Source organism: Pseudomonas sp. BF-B-15 (genome assembly GCF_019946675.1).
Taxonomy (GTDB): Bacteria; Pseudomonadota; Gammaproteobacteria; order Pseudomonadales; family Pseudomonadaceae; genus Aquipseudomonas; species Aquipseudomonas migulae.
The window spans coordinates 55,323-74,386 of record NZ_JAGYFZ010000017.1; the positions used below are offsets into that span (position 1 = coordinate 55,323).

Consider the following 19,064-nt stretch of genomic DNA (forward strand, 5'->3'; position numbering starts at 1 on the left):
CAGTAATCAGGGTTTCCCTCGGTAGAGTGCGGTCATGTATGCTACGGCGCTTCCTGTAACTCCACTTCCAGCTCGTCTGGGCACCGAAACGCCGATTTGGCGTGATCACCGTCCAGCGTCGCATTGAAGAGGATTAGGCCACCCCTATTCAGTTCAAAAGTAGCCATGCACGAACAATATCAGCCCCGTGAAATCGAAGCCGCCGCCCAGTCGTTCTGGGACGAGCAAAAGTCCTTTGAAGTCAGTGAACAGCCAGGCAAGGAGACGTTCTATTGCCTGTCGATGTTCCCTTACCCCAGCGGCAAGCTACACATGGGGCATGTGCGCAACTACACCATCGGCGACGTGATCTCCCGCTACCAGCGCATGCAAGGCAAGAACGTCCTGCAACCCATGGGTTGGGACGCCTTCGGCATGCCGGCGGAAAACGCCGCGATGAAGAACAACGTAGCGCCCGCCAAGTGGACCTACGAAAACATCGCCTACATGAAATCCCAGCTGCGCAGCCTGGGCCTGGCGGTGGACTGGTCGCGTGAAGTGACCACCTGCAAGCCCGATTACTACCGCTGGGAACAATGGCTGTTCACTCGCCTGTTCGAAAAAGGCGTGATCTACAAAAAGAGCGGCACCGTGAACTGGGACCCGGTCGACCAGACCGTCCTGGCCAACGAGCAAGTGATCGACGGTCGCGGCTGGCGTTCCGGCGCGCTGATCGAAAAACGCGAAATCCCGATGTACTACTTCAAGATCACCGCGTACGCGGATGAACTGCTGGAGAGTCTCGACGATCTGCCGGGCTGGCCTGAACAGGTCAAGACCATGCAGCGCAACTGGATCGGCAAGTCCCGCGGCATGGAAGTACAGTTCCCGTACAACGTCGATTCCATCGGCGAAGCGGGCGCGCTGAAAGTCTTCACCACCCGTCCGGACACCCTGATGGGCGCGACCTACGTCGCCGTGGCCGCCGAACACCACCTGGCCACCCTGGCCGCACAGAACAATCCCGAGCTGCAAGCGTTCATCGCTGAATGCAAGGGCGGCAGCGTCGCTGAAGCCGACGTCGCCACCCAAGAGAAAAAAGGCCTGCCGACCGGCCTGTTCGTCGAGCACCCGCTGACCGGCGAGAAACTGCCAGTGTGGGTCGCCAACTATGTGCTGATGCACTACGGCGACGGCGCCGTCATGGCGGTTCCAGCGCACGACGAGCGTGATTTCGAGTTCGCCCACAAGTACAACCTGCCGGTCAAATCGGTGGTGCGCACCAGTTCAGGCGACACCAATCCGGCGCCGTGGCAAGACGCCTACGGCGAACACGGCACGCTGATCAACTCCGGCGAATTTGACGGCCTCGACTTCGCAGGCGCTTTCGACGCCATCGAAGTCGCGCTGATCAAGAAAAACCTCGGCGCCTCGCGCACCCAGTTCCGCCTGCGCGACTGGGGCATCAGCCGTCAGCGTTACTGGGGCTGCCCGATCCCGATCATCCACTGCGGCACCTGCGGTGACGTGCCGGTCCCGGAAGACCAGCTGCCTGTCGTACTGCCGGAAGACGTGGTGCCGGACGGCGCCGGTTCGCCATTGGCCCGCATGCCCGAGTTCTACGAGTGCACTTGCCCGAAATGCGGCGCACCGGCCAAGCGTGAAACCGACACCATGGACACCTTCGTCGAGTCCTCGTGGTACTACGCCCGTTACGCCTCGCCGCACTATGAAGGCGGCCTGGTGGAGAAATCCGCAGCCGACCATTGGCTGCCGGTGGATCAGTACATCGGCGGTATCGAACACGCGATTCTTCACCTGCTCTACGCGCGCTTCTTCCACAAGCTGATGCGCGACGAAGGCCTGGTGAGCTCCAACGAGCCGTTCAAGAACCTGCTGACCCAGGGCATGGTGATCGCCGAGACTTACTATCGTCGCGAAGCCAATGGTGCTTACACCTGGTTCAACCCGGCGGACGTCGAACTCGAACGCGACAGCAAGGCCAAGGTCATCAGCGCCAAGTTGATCGCCGACGGCCTGCCGGTGGAAATCGGCGGCACCGAGAAGATGGCCAAGTCGAAGAACAATGGCGTTGACCCTCAGTCGATGATTGACCAGTTCGGCGCAGACACCTGCCGCCTGTTCATGATGTTCGCCTCGCCGCCTGACATGAGCGCGGAATGGTCCGACTCCGGTGTAGAAGGTTCGCACCGCTTCCTCAAGCGCGTCTGGCGTCTGGCTCAGGCCCACGTGACTCAGGGTCTGCCGGGCAAACTGGACATCGCCAGCCTGAACGACGAGCAGAAAGTCATTCGCCGTTCGATCCACCAGGCCATCAAACAGGCCAGCCACGACGTTGGCCAGAACCACAAATTCAACACCGCCATCGCCCAGGTGATGACGCTGATGAACGTGTTGGAAAAAGCCCCGCAAGCGACCGAACAGGATCGCGCGCTGGTTCACGAAGGTCTGGAAACCGTGACGCTGTTGCTGGCTCCGATCACCCCGCACATCAGCCATGAGCTGTGGCATCGCCTGGGTCACGCCGATCCGGTGATCGACGCCGGTTGGCCAGTGCTGGACGACAGCGCACTGGTGCAGGACAGCCTGACACTGGTTATCCAGGTCAACGGCAAGCTGCGCGGCCAGATCGAAATGCCGGCCAGCGCGACTCGTGAAGAGATCGAAGCCGCTGCCCGCATCAACGAAAACGTGCTGCGTTTTGTCGATGGCCTGACTATTCGTAAAGTGATCGTAGTGCCCGGGAAACTGGTCAATATCGTCGCCAGCTAATTGGATCAGGCGCCAGGTGAGCCTGGCGCCGAGTAAAACCTTTCGGGCCGCATGATCGGCCCACATGGTTTCAAGGGGAGCAACAAGATGATCAAACGCAATTTGCTGGTGATGGGCCTCGCGGTCCTGTTGAGCGCCTGCGGTTTCCAGCTGCGCGGCACCGGCACCTATGAAATGGCGATCAAGGAAATCGACCTGAGCGCGCGCAATTCCTACGGTGAAACCGTGACGCTCATGCGTCAGGTGATGGAAAACAGCGGCATCAATGTCCACAGCGGCGCACCTTACAAACTGGTGCTGGCCGACGAAAAAGAAACCCAGCGCATTCTCAGCTACGCAGGCGCCGGCCGTACTGGCGAGTATGAGCTGAATACCGTGCTCGACTACGTCATCCTGGGTCGGAACGACCTGCTGCTGGTGAGCGACAAGATTGAAACTCAGCGAGTCTTCATTCACGACGGCAACAACCTGGTGGGTTCCGACCAGGAAGCCGCCGATGCCCGCAGGGACACGCGTCGTGAAATGGTTCAACGCATGATGATCCGCATGCAACAGCTCACGCCATCTCAGCTGGATCAGTTGCAAGAAACCGCCGAAGCCAGGGCCAAGGCTGAAGCCGCGGCACTGGAAGCAGCGCAAAAGGCTGAAGCGGAAACGCCGCGTCAGTCGCCTGTCGAAATCCCGCAGCAGTAAGACTTACGGGGCGCTCAGGCGCCCCGTTTGCCCTCGCCTATGAAACTCGCCCCCGCCCAACTCGCCAAACACCTGCAAGGTACGCTCGCGCCGGTCTACATCATCAGTGGCGACGATCCGCTGCTGTGTCAGGAAGCCGCCGACGCCATTCGCGCAGCCGCCCGTCAACAGGGCTTCGATGAACGCCAGGTGTTCGCCGCCGAAGCCAGTTTCGACTGGGGAACGCTGCTGCAAGCCGGCGCAAGCATGTCGTTGTTCGCTGAAAAACGCCTGCTGGAACTGCGTCTGCCATCCGGCAAACCCGGTGACAAAGGTGCAGCCGCATTCATCGAGTACTGCTCGCGACCGGCCGAAGACACCGTGTTGCTGATCAGCCTGCCGAAGCTCGACGGCAGCGCGCAGAAAACCAAGTGGGGCAAGGCGCTGGTCGAAGGTCAGCACACTCAGTTCGTGCAAATCTGGCCGGTGGACGCCAGCCAGTTGCCGGGCTGGATCCGGCAGCGCTTGTCCCAGGCAGGCCTGTCCGCCAGCCAGGACGCCGTGGAACTGATCGCCGCGCGAGTCGAGGGCAACTTGCTGGCGGCCGCGCAAGAGATCGAAAAGCTCAAGCTGATGGCTGAAGGCGGGCAGATTACCGTCGAAACCGTGCAAGCCGCGGTGGCAGACAGCGCGCGCTTCGATGTCTTTGGCCTGACCGACGCGATTCTCAACGGCGAAGCCGCTCACGCCCTGCGCATGCTCGAAGGGCTGCGCGGTGAAGGCGTCGAACCGCCGGTGATTCTCTGGGCGCTGGCCCGGGAACTGCGCTTGCTGGCCAACCTCTCGCTGCAATACAGCCAGGGCGTGCCGCTGGACAAAGCCTTCAGCTCTGCCCGACCGCCGGTCTGGGACAAACGCAAACCGCTGATGAGCAAAGCCTTGCAACGTTACTCGGCGCAACGCTGGGCACAGTTGTTGTTGGAAGCACAGCGCATCGACGCACAGATCAAAGGTCAGGCGGCGGGTTCGCCGTGGATGAGTTTGAGTCGGTTGTCGTTGTTGATGGCCGGACAGCGGCTGACATTGCCTGCCGAGTAAGGCGTTCGACCGCATCACGGCCATTCGCGGGCAAGCCTCGCTCCTACAGATCCGATGCTAAACCTGTAGGAGCGAGGCTTGCCCGCGAAGACGTCCGAAAGGTCCTACGCAATGTGGGGTCTAGACAGAACCCCAACTTCGGCAGATTATTTCCCCCGCAAAACCCCACCCAATCGAGAGATCCGATCATGAGCAAAAAGCCATCTAAACATGGCCCCAACAAGGCAAAATCCATCATCGCCCAGCCACTGTTCCGCAGCCGTCAGGAACGAGCCGGCAAGGGCAAAGGCAGCTACCGCCGCGAAGCCTTCCAGTCTGACAACTGGGAGGCTTCTTACTTTCTGGCGGCCTGAAAGGCAAGCCATCGCTCAACATGTTAAGGTCTGCACCTGATCCGTATTCCCTGGACCCGTGCATGCCCCTTTGTATTTCCCGTCGTTGGCATTTGCGCCAATTGATTGCTGCCTCCAGCCTCGTTCTGCTTGTCGCCTGCGCGGAAAAACCGACCGCCGCCGACGCCCAACCGCTTCAGACCCTTCCCGTCGCGACAGCCCCTGCGGTGATCCCGCCCGTGGTGCCGACCGGTGAAAATCTCGACATCCAGCCGACCCAGACCTTTGCCGAATGGCAGGCGGGTTTCCGCAAGGATGCGCTGGCCGCCGGCATCCGCGCCGACCTGTTCGACCGCGCCTTCGCCAATGTCAGCCTGGACACCAGCGTGATCCGTGCCGACCGCAGCCAACCGGAGTTTTCCCGCCCGGTGTGGGAATACCTCGATGGCGCCCTGTCGCCGCTGCGCGTGCGCAAAGGTCAGGCACTGGTCAGCCAGTACGCCGACATCCTGCAAAGCATCGAACAACGCTACGGCGTCGATCGTCAGGCACTGGTCGCGGTGTGGGGCATGGAAAGTAACTTCGGCCAGTTTCAGGGCAGCAAGTCGGTGATCAACTCCCTGGCGACGCTGGCCTACGAAGGCCGGCGCCCTGGTTTCGCCCACGCGCAATTGATCGCGGCCCTGCAGATCCTGCAACAGGGCGACATCGCGCCAGAGAAAATGCTCGGCTCCTGGGCCGGCGCCATGGGCCAGACCCAGTTCATCCCGACCACCTACAACACCCACGCCGTGGACTTTGATGGCGACGGCCGTCGCGACATCTGGGGCAGCTCCGCCGACGCCCTGGCGTCGACCGCGCACTACCTGCAAAGCTCTGGCTGGCAGAAAGGCCAGCCATGGGGCTTTGAAGTGCAGCTGCCGGGCAGCTTCAACTACGTGCTGGCCGATGGCTCGATCCGCAAGAGCGTCGCCGAATGGCAGCAATTGGGCGTCACGCTGCCGAACGGCGGCCAGGTTCCGGCCGGCTCGGAACACCTGTCCGCGGCCCTGCTGCTGCCGGCGGGCTATCGTGGCCCGGCATTCCTGGTGCTCGACAACTTCCGTGCGATCCTCAAGTACAACAACTCGTCGTCCTATGCGCTGGCCGTCAGTTTGTTGTCCGAGCGCTTCAACGGCGCGGGGTTCATCAATGGCACCTGGCCCAAGGATGATTTGCCGCTGAGCCGTACCGAACGGATCGAGCTGCAAAACTTGTTGAGCGCGCAGAAATACGAAGCGGGCACCGCCGACGGCATCATCGGCGCCAACACCCGCAAAGCGATCCGCAGCGCCCAGCAGTCGTTTGGCTGGCCGGCGGACGGGTATCCGACGCATAAGCTGCTCGAAGGCTTGCGTAACCGCTAAAAGCTTCGCGGGCAAGCCTCGCTCCTACAGGAAACATGTAACACCTGTAGGAGCGAGCGGTGCGGCGATCCGACTTGCCCGCGAAGACTGACTATCAGGCGCTGTAAAACTATCGCTTGATGACTACATCCTGCTCCAACACCAATTCCTTATTACCCGCATCCAACCGGACCAGTGCCCCCATCGGCAGCGTCAGGTTCGGATCGCAATGCCCGCTGCGCCACCCCGACAACACCGGAATCCGCAACGGCTCGAACGTCTGCTTGAGCAACCGCTCCAGCGCAATCGAATCGACCCCCGCCACATCCCCCACCAGAACGCCGCGCAACTTGCCCAGCGTGCCTGCGAGCCGCAGATGAGTCAGCAGCCGGTCAATGCGATACAACGGCTCGTTGATGTCCTCGATAAACAGAATGACGCCCTCGGCCTCGATTTCATAAGGCGTGCCCATGGTCGCGGCAATCATCGACAGATTACCGCCCAGCAAGCGCCCGTGAGCGATACCTGGCTCGATTGTGGTCAACGGGTAAGCCACCGGGTGCGTCAACACACTGCCGGCCTTCACCTGCCCCCTGAGCATGTTGAAAAACGAGGACTCGGTAGGTTTTTGCTTGTCCCCCAACAAATCAGCGTTGAGCAGCGGGCCATGAAAAGTCACGAACCCGGCATAACGGCTGATTGCCATGTGCAGCGCGGTGATGTCGCTGTAGCCGATGAACGGCTTGGCGTTGTTCTGCAATAGTTCGAAATCAATGCGATCGAGCAAACGCGGCGTGCCGTAACCACCGCGCAGGCAAATGATCGCATCGACCTCGCTGTCCGCGAACGCGGCGTGCAGGTCATTGAGCCGCACATCGTCGCTGCCGGCCAGGTAGCCGTCCTGCTCATACACACCGGGGAAAATCCGCAACGCGTAACCGCGCGCGCGCATCCAGCTGATGGCCTTATCGGTGTCCAGTGCAGCGGGGCCTGCGGGCGCAATGACGCCGATCAGCCCTTGCGAGGGCAAGGCCGGAACGGGTTTGTGGGGAAAAAGAGTGTGGGTCGGTCGAACGGTCATCCATGAATCTCCCTGCGCGAAAGCTTCTGCACACAGTAGTCAGGAACGGGAATAAACAGAAGAGGGACAGTCGCCCCACAGCGTGCAGGAAAAGACTGTAGTTGCCGTAGGCACGGCAAAAAAATGCCCGCAAGGCTGAAAAGCCTTGCGGGCGTATTGTTACAACGACGAGATCAGTTCAGCTTTTACCAGCTTCGCCTGCTCGTCGGCGTGGTACGAGGAACGTACCAACGGACCGGAAGCGACGTTCTTGAAGCCCATCTTGTAACCTTCCTCGGCGAACCAGGCGAAGGTGTCCGGGTGCACGAAACGTTGCACCGGCAAGTGGCTGCGGGACGGTTGCAGGTACTGGCCGAGGGTCAGCATGTCGATATCGTGCTCGCGCATGCGCTTCATGACTTCGATGACTTCTTCGTCGGTCTCGCCCAGACCCAGCATCAGGCCGGACTTGGTCGGAATGTGCGGCATCATCTGCTTGAAGCGTTGCAGCAAGGTCAGCGACCACTGGTAGTCCGAACCCGGACGCGCAGCCTTGTACAGGCGCGGCACGGTTTCCAGGTTGTGGTTGAACACATCCGGTGGCTCGGCGGCGGTGATTTCCAGCGCCACGTCCATGCGCCCACGGTAATCCGGGACCAGGGTTTCGAGCTGCACGTTCGGCGACAGCTTGCGGATTTCGCGGATGCAGTCGGCAAAGTGCTGGGCACCGCCGTCACGCAGGTCGTCGCGGTCAACCGAAGTGATCACTACGTATTTCAGTTTCAGGTCGGCGATGGCAATGGCCAGGCTTTCCGGCTCATTCACGTCCAGTGGTTTCGGACGGCCGTGGCCAACGTCGCAGAACGGGCAGCGACGGGTGCAGATGTCGCCCATGATCATGAAGGTCGCGGTGCCGCCGGAGAAGCACTCGCCCAGGTTCGGGCAGGACGCTTCTTCGCACACACTGTGCAGCTTGTGCTTGCGCAGCAACGCCTTGATGCGGTCGACTTCCGGGGAAACCGGGATGCGCACGCGGATCCAGTCAGGTTTCTTCGGCAGTTCGGTGGTAGGAATGATCTTTACCGGGATGCGTGCAACCTTCTCGGCGCCGCGCAGCTTGACGCCGGCTTCAACCTTGGCACGCGGGGCCGGACGCTCGGTGACATCCAGCGTCGGGATCATGGTTTGCACTGCATCAGTAGTCATATCAGTCGATTCCGCCCGTTAGGGTCGTCTGCTCAGCATAGTCGAGGTGTTTGACGAGCTGCGCGCGCAGCCGGGCACTTACCTCGGCAAATTCAATCGATCCTGCGTGATCGCTCAGCTGGGTCATCGCCAGCCCGGCGTAGCCGCAGGGATTAATCCGTCGAAACGGTTCCAGGTTCATGTCCACGTTCAGGGCCAGGCCATGAAAGGAACAACCGTGGCGGATCCGCAGACCCAGGGAAGCGATTTTCGCCCCATCGACGTAGACACCCGGTGCATCCGGCTTGGCCGCAGCCGTCACGCCGTAGCTGGCCAGCAGCTCGATCAGGCAGAGTTCCATGCGGGTGACCAGGTCACGCACGCCGAAACCCAGCTTGCGTACATCGAGCAACAGATAGGCGACCAACTGGCCGGGACCGTGATAAGTCACCTGACCACCGCGATCGACCTGCACCACCGGAATATCCCCCGGCAGCAACAAGTGCTCGGCCTTGCCGGCCTGGCCCTGGGTGAACACCGGTGGGTGCTCAACCAGCCAGATTTCGTCCGCGGCATCGCTGCCGCGTTCGTTGGTGAAGCGTTGCATGGCATGCCAGACCGGCTCGTACGCCATCTGGCCGAGCTCGCGAAAGCCCAGCGTGCCAGACATCACAGCACCATGTGCACGAAGCCGGTAGCCCGCAGTTCGCTGTTGATGTTGTACAGCTGGTCCTGGTCGGTGGCGACGATGTGCAATTGAATCGTGGTGTATTTGCCGTTGGTGCTTTGGCGTTCATCCACACGGTCATGGTTGATCGTCGCGTGTTTCTTGACGATCTCGATGATCCTGTCTTTGTTGCCAACACCGGTATCGCTGATCACCTTAACCGGGTAATCAACGTTGGGGAATTCGATCTTGGGCGCCTTTACTTCAGTATCGGTCATGGCGTAACGGCCTCGTAAGCGTAAGCCGTGGCGACGGGCATGACCCCGCGCCGGATGAGCGCGGGACCATGCAGGTGCACACTAATTCAGTTGAACAAGCCGTAGAAGAATAGACGGATGCTATCCCACATGCGACGGAAGATACCACCCTCTTCGACGCCATCCAGAGCGATCAGGTCAGCGCTGTGCACCACCTTGTCGTCCAGTTTGACTTCGACTTTACCGATCACGTCGCCCTTGGCGATTGGCGCAACCAGTTGCGGGTTCATGGTCATGCTGGCAGCGAGCTTTTTCAGCTGGCCTTTTGGCAGGGTCATGGTCAGGTCTTCAGCCAGGCCGGCCTTGACTTGATTGGTGGAGCCTTTCCAGACAGGGGCCTGAGCCAGCTCGGCGCCTTTCTGATAGAAGGTCTGGGTTTCGAAGAAACGGAAACCGTAGGTCAGCAGCTTCTGGGTTTCCGACGCACGTGCCACTTCGCTGTTGGTGCCGAACACCACGGCGATCAGGCGCATGCCATCACGTACGGCCGAAGACACCATGCAGTAGCCGGCTTCATCGGTGTGGCCGGTTTTCAGACCGTCGACCGTCTTGTCGCGCCACAGCAGCAGGTTACGGTTAGGTTGCTTGATGCCGTTCCAGAAGAACTCTTTCTGCGAGTAGATCGCATAGTGAGCCGGGTCTTCGTGGATGATCGCGCGAGCCAGCACGGCCATGTCGTGAGCCGACGAGTAGTGCTCAGGGTTCGGCAGACCGGTCGGGTTCATGAAGTGGCTGTTGGTCATGCCCAGGTCGGCCACGGTTTTGTTCATCATGTCGGCGAAAGCGTCTTCGCTGCCGGCGATGTGCTCGGAGAGCGCAACACTGGCGTCGTTACCCGACTGAATGATGATGCCGTGCAGCAGGTCGCTGACGGTCACTTGCGAACCGACCTTGATGAACATCCGCGAACCGCCGGTGCGCCAGGCGTTTTCGCTGACGGTCACCGGGTCGTTTTCGCCGATCTGGCCGCGACGGATTTCCAGCGTCGCGATGTACGCGGTCATCAGCTTGGTCAGGCTGGCTGGTGGCAGACGCTGGTCACCGTTGTTCTCGACCAGCACGTTGCCGCTGCTGGCATCCATGAGCACATAGGCTTTGGCGGCCAGTTGTGGCGGCGACGGCATCATCTCGACCGCGAAAGCGGCAGGCGAGAGGAGCAGCGGGACTAGAAGGCACAGGCGTTTGGCAAAGGTGGTGATGTTCATCCGTCTCTCGAAATCGCTAATGGAAACTGCCCGAAGGCAAAACTAATCTAGATGACCTTCTGACGGGCCATCGCGTGTTCAGTCGTTCACTCAGTACCCTTGCCGGGCTTTTGTTCTTCAACGAGCCAACAACCAGGTTCACCCCTCAAAACCGCAAGTGAACCGTCAATCAAGTACTACGTATTACTCGGCGGTGACCACGCTCGGCGAACCGAGATTGGCCAGGCGCACGCTGTTCTGCACTTGCTGGATTTCACCCGGCGAGCCGATCGGCCCCAGGCGCACCCGATGCAGTGTCTGTTGATTACGCACGATCGAGCTGATGAACACCGGAGCGCTCACCATCCCGCTGAGCTTCGATCTCAGGAGTTCTGCAGCGTCCGGGTTGGCGAACGCGCCCACCTGCAGATACTGGCCAGAGGCTGGTACAGAAGCGTTTTTTTTTGCATCGATCTGCACGGGTACGACGGCCGCGGCGTGTTGCTGCGGCGGCGGCGTCCATTGCTCGACCGTGCCGGCAGAAGCGGTAATCGTCGGCGCGGCATTTTGCGCTACTTGCGGCTCGTTGAGCATCAAAGGCGCCGGACGGCCTTTGGCCGCCCACCATTGCTGCGGGTCGATGCCTTCGACCTTGACCCGTGCGGTACCGGTTTCGGCGTAGCCGAGTTTCTTCGCGGCAGCGTAGGACAAGTCGATGATGCGATCCGAGTAAAACGGCCCACGATCATTGACCCGCAAAATCACTGACTTGTTGTTGTCGAGGTTGGTCACCCGAACGTAACTCGGCAGTGGCAAGGTCTTGTGAGCGGCGCTCATGCCATACAGGTCGTAAACCTCGCCATTGGCGGTGTTCTGGCCGTGGAACTTGGTGCCGTACCAGGACGCCGTGCCCGAGGCGACGTAGGTCTTGGATTCTTGCAGCGGGAAGTAAGTCTTGCCCAGCACGGTGTACGGGTTGGCTTTGTAAGGGCCGGTGTGCAGGGTCGGCGTGGCATCCGGGATGCGCGATACGTCGACGTCCCACCACGGTGCGCCATCTTTGTGGGCGCGGTTGATGTCCAGCCCCGGCGCCGAGCGCACGGCGGTGGATGATTTCTGTGACGGTGCGCGGCTGGTCGAACAACTGGCGACCAGCACTGCCAACGCGGCGAATGCCATCAGCTTCAGGGGTTTATTCATAGGCAATGCCCGCATTACTTGACGCCCCGTGCTTGGACCAGCTGTTCAGACAGTTGATGTACTGCCATGGCGTACATCACGCTGCGGTTATAACGCGTGATTGCGTAAAAATTCGTCAGGCCCATCCAGTATTCAGGGCCATTGTCACCTTCCAGGCGGAATGCCGTGACCGGCATATCATCGCGCAGCGCATCATGACTTGACCACCCTAGAGCCCGCAACTCCCCGACGGTTTTAGTCGGTTCGATGCCGGTGGTCAAACCTTCGTCGACCTGATCGCCACGCACATCGGCGCGGCTGACCACCGGTTCGCCGGCCACCCAGCCGTGACGCTTGAAGTAACTGGCGACGCTGCCGATGGCATCGTCCGGATTGGTCCAGATATTAATGTGGCCGTCACCGTCGAAGTCCACCGCATAGGCGCGGAAGCTGCTCGGCATGAACTGCGGCAAGCCCATCGCCCCGGCGTAGGAACCTTTGAGGGTCAATGGATCGACCTGCTCTTCCCGGGCCAGCAACAGGAATTCACGCAATTCCTTGCGGAAGAATTCGGCACGGGGAGGATAGTCGAAACCCAGGGTCGACAAGGCGTCGATTACCCGGTAATTGCCGGTATTTCGACCAAAAAAGGTCTCAACGCCGATGATCGAGACAATCACCTGGGCCGGTACGCCATATTCCTGCTCGGCACGGGCGAGTACCGCCTCGTGCTGCCGCCAGAAATCCACGCCGCGTGCGATACGCGCGTCGGTGATGAACATTGGGCGATATTCTTTCCACTGCTTGACCCGCTCGGCGGGCTTGGAGATCGCGTCCAGAATCGACTGTTTGCGCTCGGCTTCGCGGAACACGCCCATCAGCTGTTCACCGGCAAAACCGTAGTCGCGGGTCATTTCACCGACGAAGCCGGCCACCTGGGGTGAGCCTTCGTAATCGCCGGCCAACGCGTCCTGCGCTGTGCCAAGGATGCTTACCAGGCCGACCCATGGCGCGTATCGAGTCGCCCAGCCACGCATTACTTGCATTGAAATCTTCACCTTATTCAAACCTGTGCGATCCACTTGCGATGGGTATGGATCGACATCAAAACCCCAAACGCTGACAGCAGCGTTACCAGCGAAGTTCCTCCGTAGCTAATGAACGGCAACGGCACCCCTACAACCGGCAACAGGCCACTGACCATACCGATGTTGACGAAAACGTAAACAAAAAACGTCATGGTCAGGGCGCCCGCGAGCAGTTTGCCGAACAATGTCTGGGCCTGGGCGGTAATCACCAGCCCGCGACCGATCAACAGCAGGTAAATCAGCAGCAGTGCGCAGATGCCCACCAGGCCGAACTCTTCACCCATCACCGCAATAATGAAGTCGGTGTGGCTTTCCGGCAGGAAATCGAGGTGCGATTGCGTGCCCAGCAGCCAACCCTTGCCGAACACGCCGCCGGAACCGATGGCGGCTTTCGACTGAATGATGTTCCAGCCGGTGCCCAGCGGATCGCTTTCCGGGTCGAGGAACGTCAGGATTCGTTGCTTCTGGTAGTCGTGCATGATGAAAAACCACATCCCCACGGCCACCGGCACGGCGGCGGCCAGCACGCTGATGATCCAGCGCCAGCGCAGCCCGCCCATGAACAAAACGAATGCCCCACCCGCCAGGATCAACAGCGAAGTGCCGAGGTCAGGCTGACGCACGATCAGAATGAACGGCAATCCGATGAGAAACAGACTGACGCCCACATGCTTGAGCTGCGGCGGCAAGGTGCGCTTGGACAAGTACCAGGCGATGGTCGCCGGCATCAGGATCTTCATGAACTCCGAAGGCTGGAAGCGGATCACCCCCGGAATGTTGATCCAGCGCGTGGCGCCCATGGCGTTGTGGCCCATGACGTCCACCACCACCAGCAACAGCACGCCGACGACATAAGCGACCGGCACCCAACGGGCCATGAAGCGCGGCTCGAACTGGGCGATGACGATCATCGACACCAGGCCGATGCCGAAGGAAGTGGCTTGCTTGGCCAGTAGGTCCCAGCTCTTGCCGCTGGCGGAATACAGCACGAACAGGCTGCCGGCGGCGAGGGTCAGCAGCAGGATCAGCAGCGGGCCGTCAATGTGCATGCGTTGCAACAGCGTCGCACGGCGACGCATCACATCCTCGCTGGAGAGGATGCGATCGAAATTACTCTTCACGGGCCGTAGCCTCCGCACTGATAGGGCTGGCGTATTCGGCTTTCAGTCGGCCGTCCTGGTCGAGGAGCCAGGCGTCCATGACTTGACGCACCACCGGCGCGGCGACACCGGAACCGGACTCGCCGTTCTCGACCATCACCGACACCACGATTTTCGGGTCGTCGGCCGGCGCGAAGCCGACAAACAAGGCGTGGTCGCGATGACGTTCCTGAACCTTCGAACGGTCGTACTTCTCGCCCTGCTTGATCGCGACCACCTGGGCGGTACCACTTTTTCCGGCGATCCGGTATTGCGCGCCGATCGAAGCCTTACGCGCCGTACCGCGCGCACCGTGCATCACTTGCTGCATGCCGTGGTTGACCCGGGTCCAGTCGGACGGATCGCGCAGGATGATGTCCGGCATCGGGTTGTCATCCTTCGGCCGCTCGCCTTCGACGGTCTTGGCCAGGTGCGGACGGTTCCACACGCCTTTGTTGGCCACCAGCGCCGTGGCCTGGGCCAGTTGCAGCGGCGTGGATTGCATGTATCCCTGACCGATCCCGAGAATCAGCGTTTCACCCGGGAACCAGGCCTGGCGACGGGTCGCGCGCTTCCACTCACGGGACGGCATCAGCCCCGGCGACTCTTCGAACATGTCCAGCGAGACCTTTTGGCCGATGCCGAACTTGCCCATGTAGGCCGACAAGCGATCAATCCCCAGCTTGTGGGCCAGGTCATAGAAGTAGGTGTCGTTGGACCGCATGATCGCCGTATCCAGATCGACGTAGCCGTCACCGGTACGGTTCCAGTTGCGATACTTGTGATCGTAATTGGGCAGCATGTAGTAGCCGGGGTCGAAGACCCGGGTCGACGCGGTGACAACGCCCGAGTCCAGGCCCGCAATGGCCACCGCGGGCTTGATGGTCGAACCCGGCGGGTAAAGACCACGCAGCACGCGGTTGAACAACGGCCGGTCGATGGAATCACGCAGTTCGGAATAAGCCTTGAAGCTGATGCCGGTCACAAACAGGTTCGGGTCGAAACTCGGCTGACTGACCATTGCCAGCACTTCGCCGGTTTTCGGGTCCAGCGCGACCACCGCACCACGGCGACCGCCGAGTGCCGCTTCGGCCGCTTCCTGCAACTTGATGTCCAGGCTCAGGACGATGTCCTTGCCGGGAATCGGATCGGTACGCTTGAGCACCCGCAGAACGCGGCCTCGTGCGTTGGTTTCGACTTCTTCGTAACCCACCTGGCCATGCAGCTCGGGCTCGTAGAAACGCTCGATGCCGGTCTTGCCGATGTGGTGGGTGCCGCTGTAATTGACCGGATCGAGAGACTTCAGCTCTTTCTCGTTGATCCGCCCCATGTAACCCACCGAGTGCGCAAAGTGCGCGCCCTGCGGGTAATGCCGCACCAGCTGCGCAACCACTTCCACACCCGGGAGGCGGAACTGGTTCACGGCGATGCGGGCGATCTGCTCTTCGGTCAGCTCGAACAGGATCGGCACCGGCTCGAATGGCCGACGCCCCTGGCGCATGCGTTTCTCGAAGATCACCCGATCCTCGGGCGTCAGTTCCAGCACTTCGACGATCACGTCGAGCACTTGCTGCCAGTCGCCGGAACGCTCGCGGGTCATGCTCAGGCTGAAGCTGGGCCGGTTGTCGGCCACCACCACGCCATTGCGGTCGAAGATCAATCCGCGGGTCGGCGGAATCGGCTGCACATGGACGCGGTTGTTTTCCGACAGGGTCGAGTGGTACTCGTACTGGATCACCTGGAGGAAATACAGGCGAGCGATCAGCACGCCGATCAGCACCACCACTGCAATAGCCCCGAACACGACGCGGCCACGCACCAGACGGGCGTCTTTTTCGTGGTCCTTGATGCGGATCGGCTGGGACATGAGGCAGAACTACTTGTGGTAAGGGTGACCGGACAGAACTGTCCAGGCACGGTACAGCTGTTCGCCGATCAGAATCCGCACCAGCGGGTGCGGCAACGTCAACGGTGACAACGACCAGCGCTGATCGGCCCGCGCACACACTTCCGGCGCCAGCCCTTCGGGGCCGCCGACCATGAAATTCACCGTGCGCGAGTCCAGCCGCCAGCGATCGAGCTCGACCGCCAACTGCTCGGTACTCCAGGGCTTGCCGTGGACTTCGAGGGTGACAACGCGCTCGTTCGGCCCGACCTTGGCCAGCATGGCTTCGCCTTCCTGACGGATGAAGCGTGCCACGTCGGCGTTCTTGCCACGGGTGTTGAGCGGTATTTCCACCAGTTCCAGCGCCAGCTCGGACGGAAGACGCTTGGCATATTCATGCCAGCCTTCTTCCACCCACTTGGGCATGCGTGAACCGACGGCGATCAGTCGCAGTCGCACAGCAATCCCTTACAGCTGGTCTTTGTTGAGCTTGGTGAAATGCTCGTGGGTGTTTTCCGGGCTGTGATGCGCAGCGCTGGCCGAACGGCTCTGCTCTGCACCGGCCCACAGGCGTTCCAGGTCGTAGAACTGGCGAGCCGAGGCGGTCATCATGTGCACGATGACGTCGTCCATATCCAGCAGGACCCAGTCGCTGTCGCCCTTGCCTTCTTCACCCAAAGGCTTGACGCCCTGGGCTTTGACGGCTTCGCGGACCTTGTCCAGCATGGCGCCGATCTGGCGGTTGGACGTACCGGTAGCGATGATCATGAAGTCAGTGATGCTCTGCTTTTCACGAACGTCGATGACCTGGATGTCCTGGGCCTTCACGTCTTCCAGGGCTGCCACGGCAACCTTGACCAGCGCTTCGCCAGCCAGCTCAGGGCCGGTTGGAGCTTCTACTGGCAGCGGGGCGCTCTTGAATGTGCCTTTGCGCTTTACTTTAGCTACGTCTTTGTCAGTCATATAAAACTCGTTTTGCTCGTATGTTCGGGCGCTTCGCTACACGCATTCACGTGCCTTGAAGCGCACCCTTTTTCAGTTCGACGCACGGTAAAGTCCGTGCGCATCGATGTAGGCCAGGACCGCGTCGGGCACCAGGAAACGTACCGACTTACCGCTGGCCAGCAGTTGACGGATCTGGGTGGCGGATACCGCGAGCGGCGTCTGCCAGACGAATGCAATCTGTCCGCTCGGCCCTTTAAGGGCCAGCGGGTCGCTCACCGAGCGCGCTGCCAGCAGGTTGCGCAAGGCATCCGGCGGTTCGCTGTCGGCATCCGGGCGTTGCAGCACCAGGATGTGGCAATGCTGGAGCAACTCTTCCCAGCGGTGCCAAGTGGGCAGGCCGCAAAATGCGTCCCAGCCCAAAAGTAGAAAAACCTGGTCTTCAGCGGCCAGTTCGGCACGCATCAGTTCCAGGGTGTCGATGGTGTAGGACGGCTTGTCCCGCTGCAATTCGCGGGCGTCCACCACCAACGGCGCCACACCGGCCACCGCGCACTCGACCATCGCCAGACGGTCCTTCGCCGACACCTGCGGCGTACCGCGATGCGGCGGCCTGGCACTCGGTGTCAGGCGCAACTCGTCGAGCGCCAGCGCTTCGGCGACTTCCAGCGCACCGCGCAAATGGCCGATGTGCACCGGGTCGAACGTCCCGCCCAGCATGCCAATACGTCGAGGCGCAGGTTCGCTGGTGGTTACCGGGGCCGACGGATTAAGGTCGCCCAAGTCAGACCGACGCCTGGCCGCGCAACTGGCCATCACCGACCACGATGTACTTCTCGCAGGTCAGACCTTCGAGACCCACCGGGCCGCGGGCGTGCAGCTTATCAGTAGAAATGCCAATCTCGGCACCCAATCCGTATTCGAAGCCATCAGCGAAGCAGGTCGGGGTGTTGATCATCACCGACGACGAATCGACTTCCGCGACGAAACGCCGGGTGTCTGCAAGGTTTTCGCTGACGATCGAATCGGTGTGATGGGAGCCGTACTTATTAATGTGCTCGATGGCCTGGTCCAGCCCGTCGACCACGCGGATCGAGAGGATCGGCGCCAGGTACTCGGTGTGCCAGTCTTCTTCAGTGGCCACTGCGGCCTCAATGATCGCCCGAGTGCGCTCGCATCCCCGCAGTTCAACGCCTTTTTCGCGGAACTGGGCAGCCATCGACGGCAGGAAATCTTTGGCAACGGTTTGATCCACCAACAGCGTCTCCATCGCACCGCAAATGCCATAACGGTAAGTCTTGGCATTGAAGGCAATACGCTGGGCCTTCGGCAGATCGGCGTGGGCACTGACGTAAACGTGGCAGATACCGTCCAGATGCTTGATCACCGGCACGCGCGCATCACGGCTGACGCGCTCGATCAGGCCACGGCCGCCACGGGGCACGATGACGTCGACGTATTCAGGCATGGTGATCAGCGCGCCAACGGCGGCACGGTCGGTGGTTTCGACCACTTGAACCACGGCGGCCGGCAGATCGGCTTCGGCCAGGCCGCGCTGGATGCAGGCGGCGATGGCACGGTTGGAATGAATCGCTTCGGAACCGCCGCGCAGGATGGTCGCGTTGCCGGACTTCAGGCACAGGCTGGCGGCGTCGATGGTCACGTTGGGCCGGGATTCGTAAATGATCCCGATCACGCCCAGCGGCACACGCATCTTGCCGACCTGAATCCCCGACGGACGGAAGCTCATGTCGCGAATGGCGCCGACCGGGTCCGGCAACGCTGCAACCTGGCGCAAACCGACGATCATGCCGTCGATACGCTCCGGGGTCAGCGCCAGACGTTCCAGCAGCGCAGGTTCCAGGCCATTGGCTCGACCAGCCGCCAGATCCAGCTCATTGGCGGCCGTCAGCTCGGCACGCGCAGCATCCAGCGCATTGGCAGCCGCCTGCAAGGCGCGGTTTTTCTGCGCGGTGCTGGCACGGCCGATGATGCGCGACGCTTCACGGGCGGCGCGACCCAGGCGGGTCATGTAGTCGAGAACGGACTCAGTCATTGTCTGCTGTGATCTTGGCAAAGATGAAAGCGGCAGATTATAGCTGTCGCGTCCCCTGACTAACAGCGGTGACGGGCGGATGGTCGAAATGGAGGGCAATTTG

The 19,064-nt window shown here is 61.1% G+C and carries 18 protein-coding genes; 5 read left to right on the forward strand and 13 right to left on the reverse strand.

Features of this window, described 5'->3' with window-relative positions:
* The first annotated feature begins 165 nt into the window (after positions 1-165).
* From leuS to KGA97_RS08165, 5 genes are all read left to right on the forward strand, one after another.
* A complete protein-coding gene (gene leuS, locus KGA97_RS08145; protein WP_008044551.1) occupies positions 166-2,772 on the forward strand; it encodes a leucine--tRNA ligase in 2,607 nt (868 codons plus the stop codon).
* Between the two features lie 87 nt (positions 2,773-2,859).
* The gene (gene lptE, locus KGA97_RS08150; RefSeq protein WP_008044550.1) at positions 2,860-3,465 is read left to right on the forward strand and encodes an LPS assembly lipoprotein LptE; all 606 of its coding nucleotides are present in this window, start codon (positions 2,860-2,862) and stop codon (positions 3,463-3,465) included.
* Positions 3,466-3,504: 39 nt separating this feature from the next.
* The gene (gene holA / locus KGA97_RS08155) at positions 3,505-4,542 is read left to right on the forward strand and encodes a DNA polymerase III subunit delta (RefSeq protein ID WP_008035107.1); all 1,038 of its coding nucleotides are present in this window, start codon (positions 3,505-3,507) and stop codon (positions 4,540-4,542) included.
* Positions 4,543-4,730: 188 nt separating this feature from the next.
* Positions 4,731-4,895 (forward strand): alternative ribosome rescue factor ArfA, encoded by a 165-nt coding sequence (gene arfA / locus KGA97_RS08160; protein WP_008035105.1) that lies wholly within the window; start codon positions 4,731-4,733, stop codon positions 4,893-4,895.
* 62 nt (positions 4,896-4,957) lie between these two features.
* Positions 4,958-6,280 (forward strand): lytic murein transglycosylase, encoded by a 1,323-nt coding sequence (locus tag KGA97_RS08165; protein ID WP_192228051.1) that lies wholly within the window; start codon positions 4,958-4,960, stop codon positions 6,278-6,280.
* 109 nt (positions 6,281-6,389) lie between these two features.
* Here KGA97_RS08165 and KGA97_RS08170 read toward each other — a convergent pair whose 3' ends face one another.
* The 13 genes from KGA97_RS08170 to KGA97_RS08230 form a co-directional block, all read right to left on the reverse strand.
* Entirely contained in the window at positions 6,390-7,340 is a 951-nt protein-coding gene (locus tag KGA97_RS08170) for an LD-carboxypeptidase (protein WP_223480563.1), read from the reverse strand.
* A 159-nt stretch (positions 7,341-7,499) separates the two neighbouring features.
* Positions 7,500-8,525 carry a lipoyl synthase gene (gene lipA / locus KGA97_RS08175; protein ID WP_008035102.1) on the reverse strand — a complete coding sequence of 342 codons (1,026 nt, stop codon included), beginning with the start codon at positions 8,523-8,525 and terminating at the stop codon, positions 7,500-7,502.
* Between the two features lies 1 nt (position 8,526).
* Positions 8,527-9,174, reverse strand: coding sequence for a lipoyl(octanoyl) transferase LipB (gene lipB / locus KGA97_RS08180; protein WP_008044547.1), 648 nt, complete (start codon positions 9,172-9,174; stop codon positions 8,527-8,529).
* On the reverse strand, positions 9,174-9,449 hold the full coding sequence (locus KGA97_RS08185; protein ID WP_008022933.1) for a DUF493 domain-containing protein: 276 nt from the start codon (positions 9,447-9,449) through the stop codon (positions 9,174-9,176). Before KGA97_RS08185 ends, lipB begins: the two co-directional genes overlap by 1 nt.
* A gap of 86 nt (positions 9,450-9,535) precedes the next feature.
* On the reverse strand, positions 9,536-10,693 hold the full coding sequence (locus tag KGA97_RS08190) for a D-alanyl-D-alanine carboxypeptidase family protein (protein WP_008035100.1): 1,158 nt from the start codon (positions 10,691-10,693) through the stop codon (positions 9,536-9,538).
* Positions 10,694-10,876: 183 nt separating this feature from the next.
* Complete coding sequence (locus tag KGA97_RS08195) at positions 10,877-11,887, reverse strand: septal ring lytic transglycosylase RlpA family protein (RefSeq protein WP_008044546.1); 1,011 nt, start codon at positions 11,885-11,887, stop codon at positions 10,877-10,879.
* Positions 11,887-12,897 (reverse strand): lytic murein transglycosylase B, encoded by a 1,011-nt coding sequence (mltB, locus tag KGA97_RS08200; protein ID WP_008035098.1) that lies wholly within the window; start codon positions 12,895-12,897, stop codon positions 11,887-11,889. Before mltB ends, KGA97_RS08195 begins: the two co-directional genes overlap by 1 nt.
* A gap of 17 nt (positions 12,898-12,914) precedes the next feature.
* Entirely contained in the window at positions 12,915-14,018 is a 1,104-nt protein-coding gene (rodA, locus tag KGA97_RS08205; protein WP_050550375.1) for a rod shape-determining protein RodA, read from the reverse strand.
* 31 nt (positions 14,019-14,049) lie between these two features.
* Positions 14,050-15,945 (reverse strand): penicillin-binding protein 2, encoded by a 1,896-nt coding sequence (gene mrdA, locus KGA97_RS08210; protein WP_008035095.1) that lies wholly within the window; start codon positions 15,943-15,945, stop codon positions 14,050-14,052.
* Positions 15,946-15,954: 9 nt separating this feature from the next.
* Positions 15,955-16,422 carry a 23S rRNA (pseudouridine(1915)-N(3))-methyltransferase RlmH gene (rlmH, locus tag KGA97_RS08215; protein ID WP_007937439.1) on the reverse strand — a complete coding sequence of 156 codons (468 nt, stop codon included), beginning with the start codon at positions 16,420-16,422 and terminating at the stop codon, positions 15,955-15,957.
* A 9-nt stretch (positions 16,423-16,431) separates the two neighbouring features.
* Positions 16,432-16,926, reverse strand: coding sequence for a ribosome silencing factor (rsfS, locus tag KGA97_RS08220; protein ID WP_008035092.1), 495 nt, complete (start codon positions 16,924-16,926; stop codon positions 16,432-16,434).
* A 72-nt stretch (positions 16,927-16,998) separates the two neighbouring features.
* Entirely contained in the window at positions 16,999-17,688 is a 690-nt protein-coding gene (gene nadD / locus KGA97_RS08225; RefSeq protein ID WP_085988415.1) for a nicotinate-nucleotide adenylyltransferase, read from the reverse strand.
* 1 nt (position 17,689) lies between these two features.
* Positions 17,690-18,961, reverse strand: coding sequence for a glutamate-5-semialdehyde dehydrogenase (locus KGA97_RS08230; protein ID WP_008044543.1), 1,272 nt, complete (start codon positions 18,959-18,961; stop codon positions 17,690-17,692).
* Positions 18,962-19,064 lie beyond the last annotated feature (103 nt).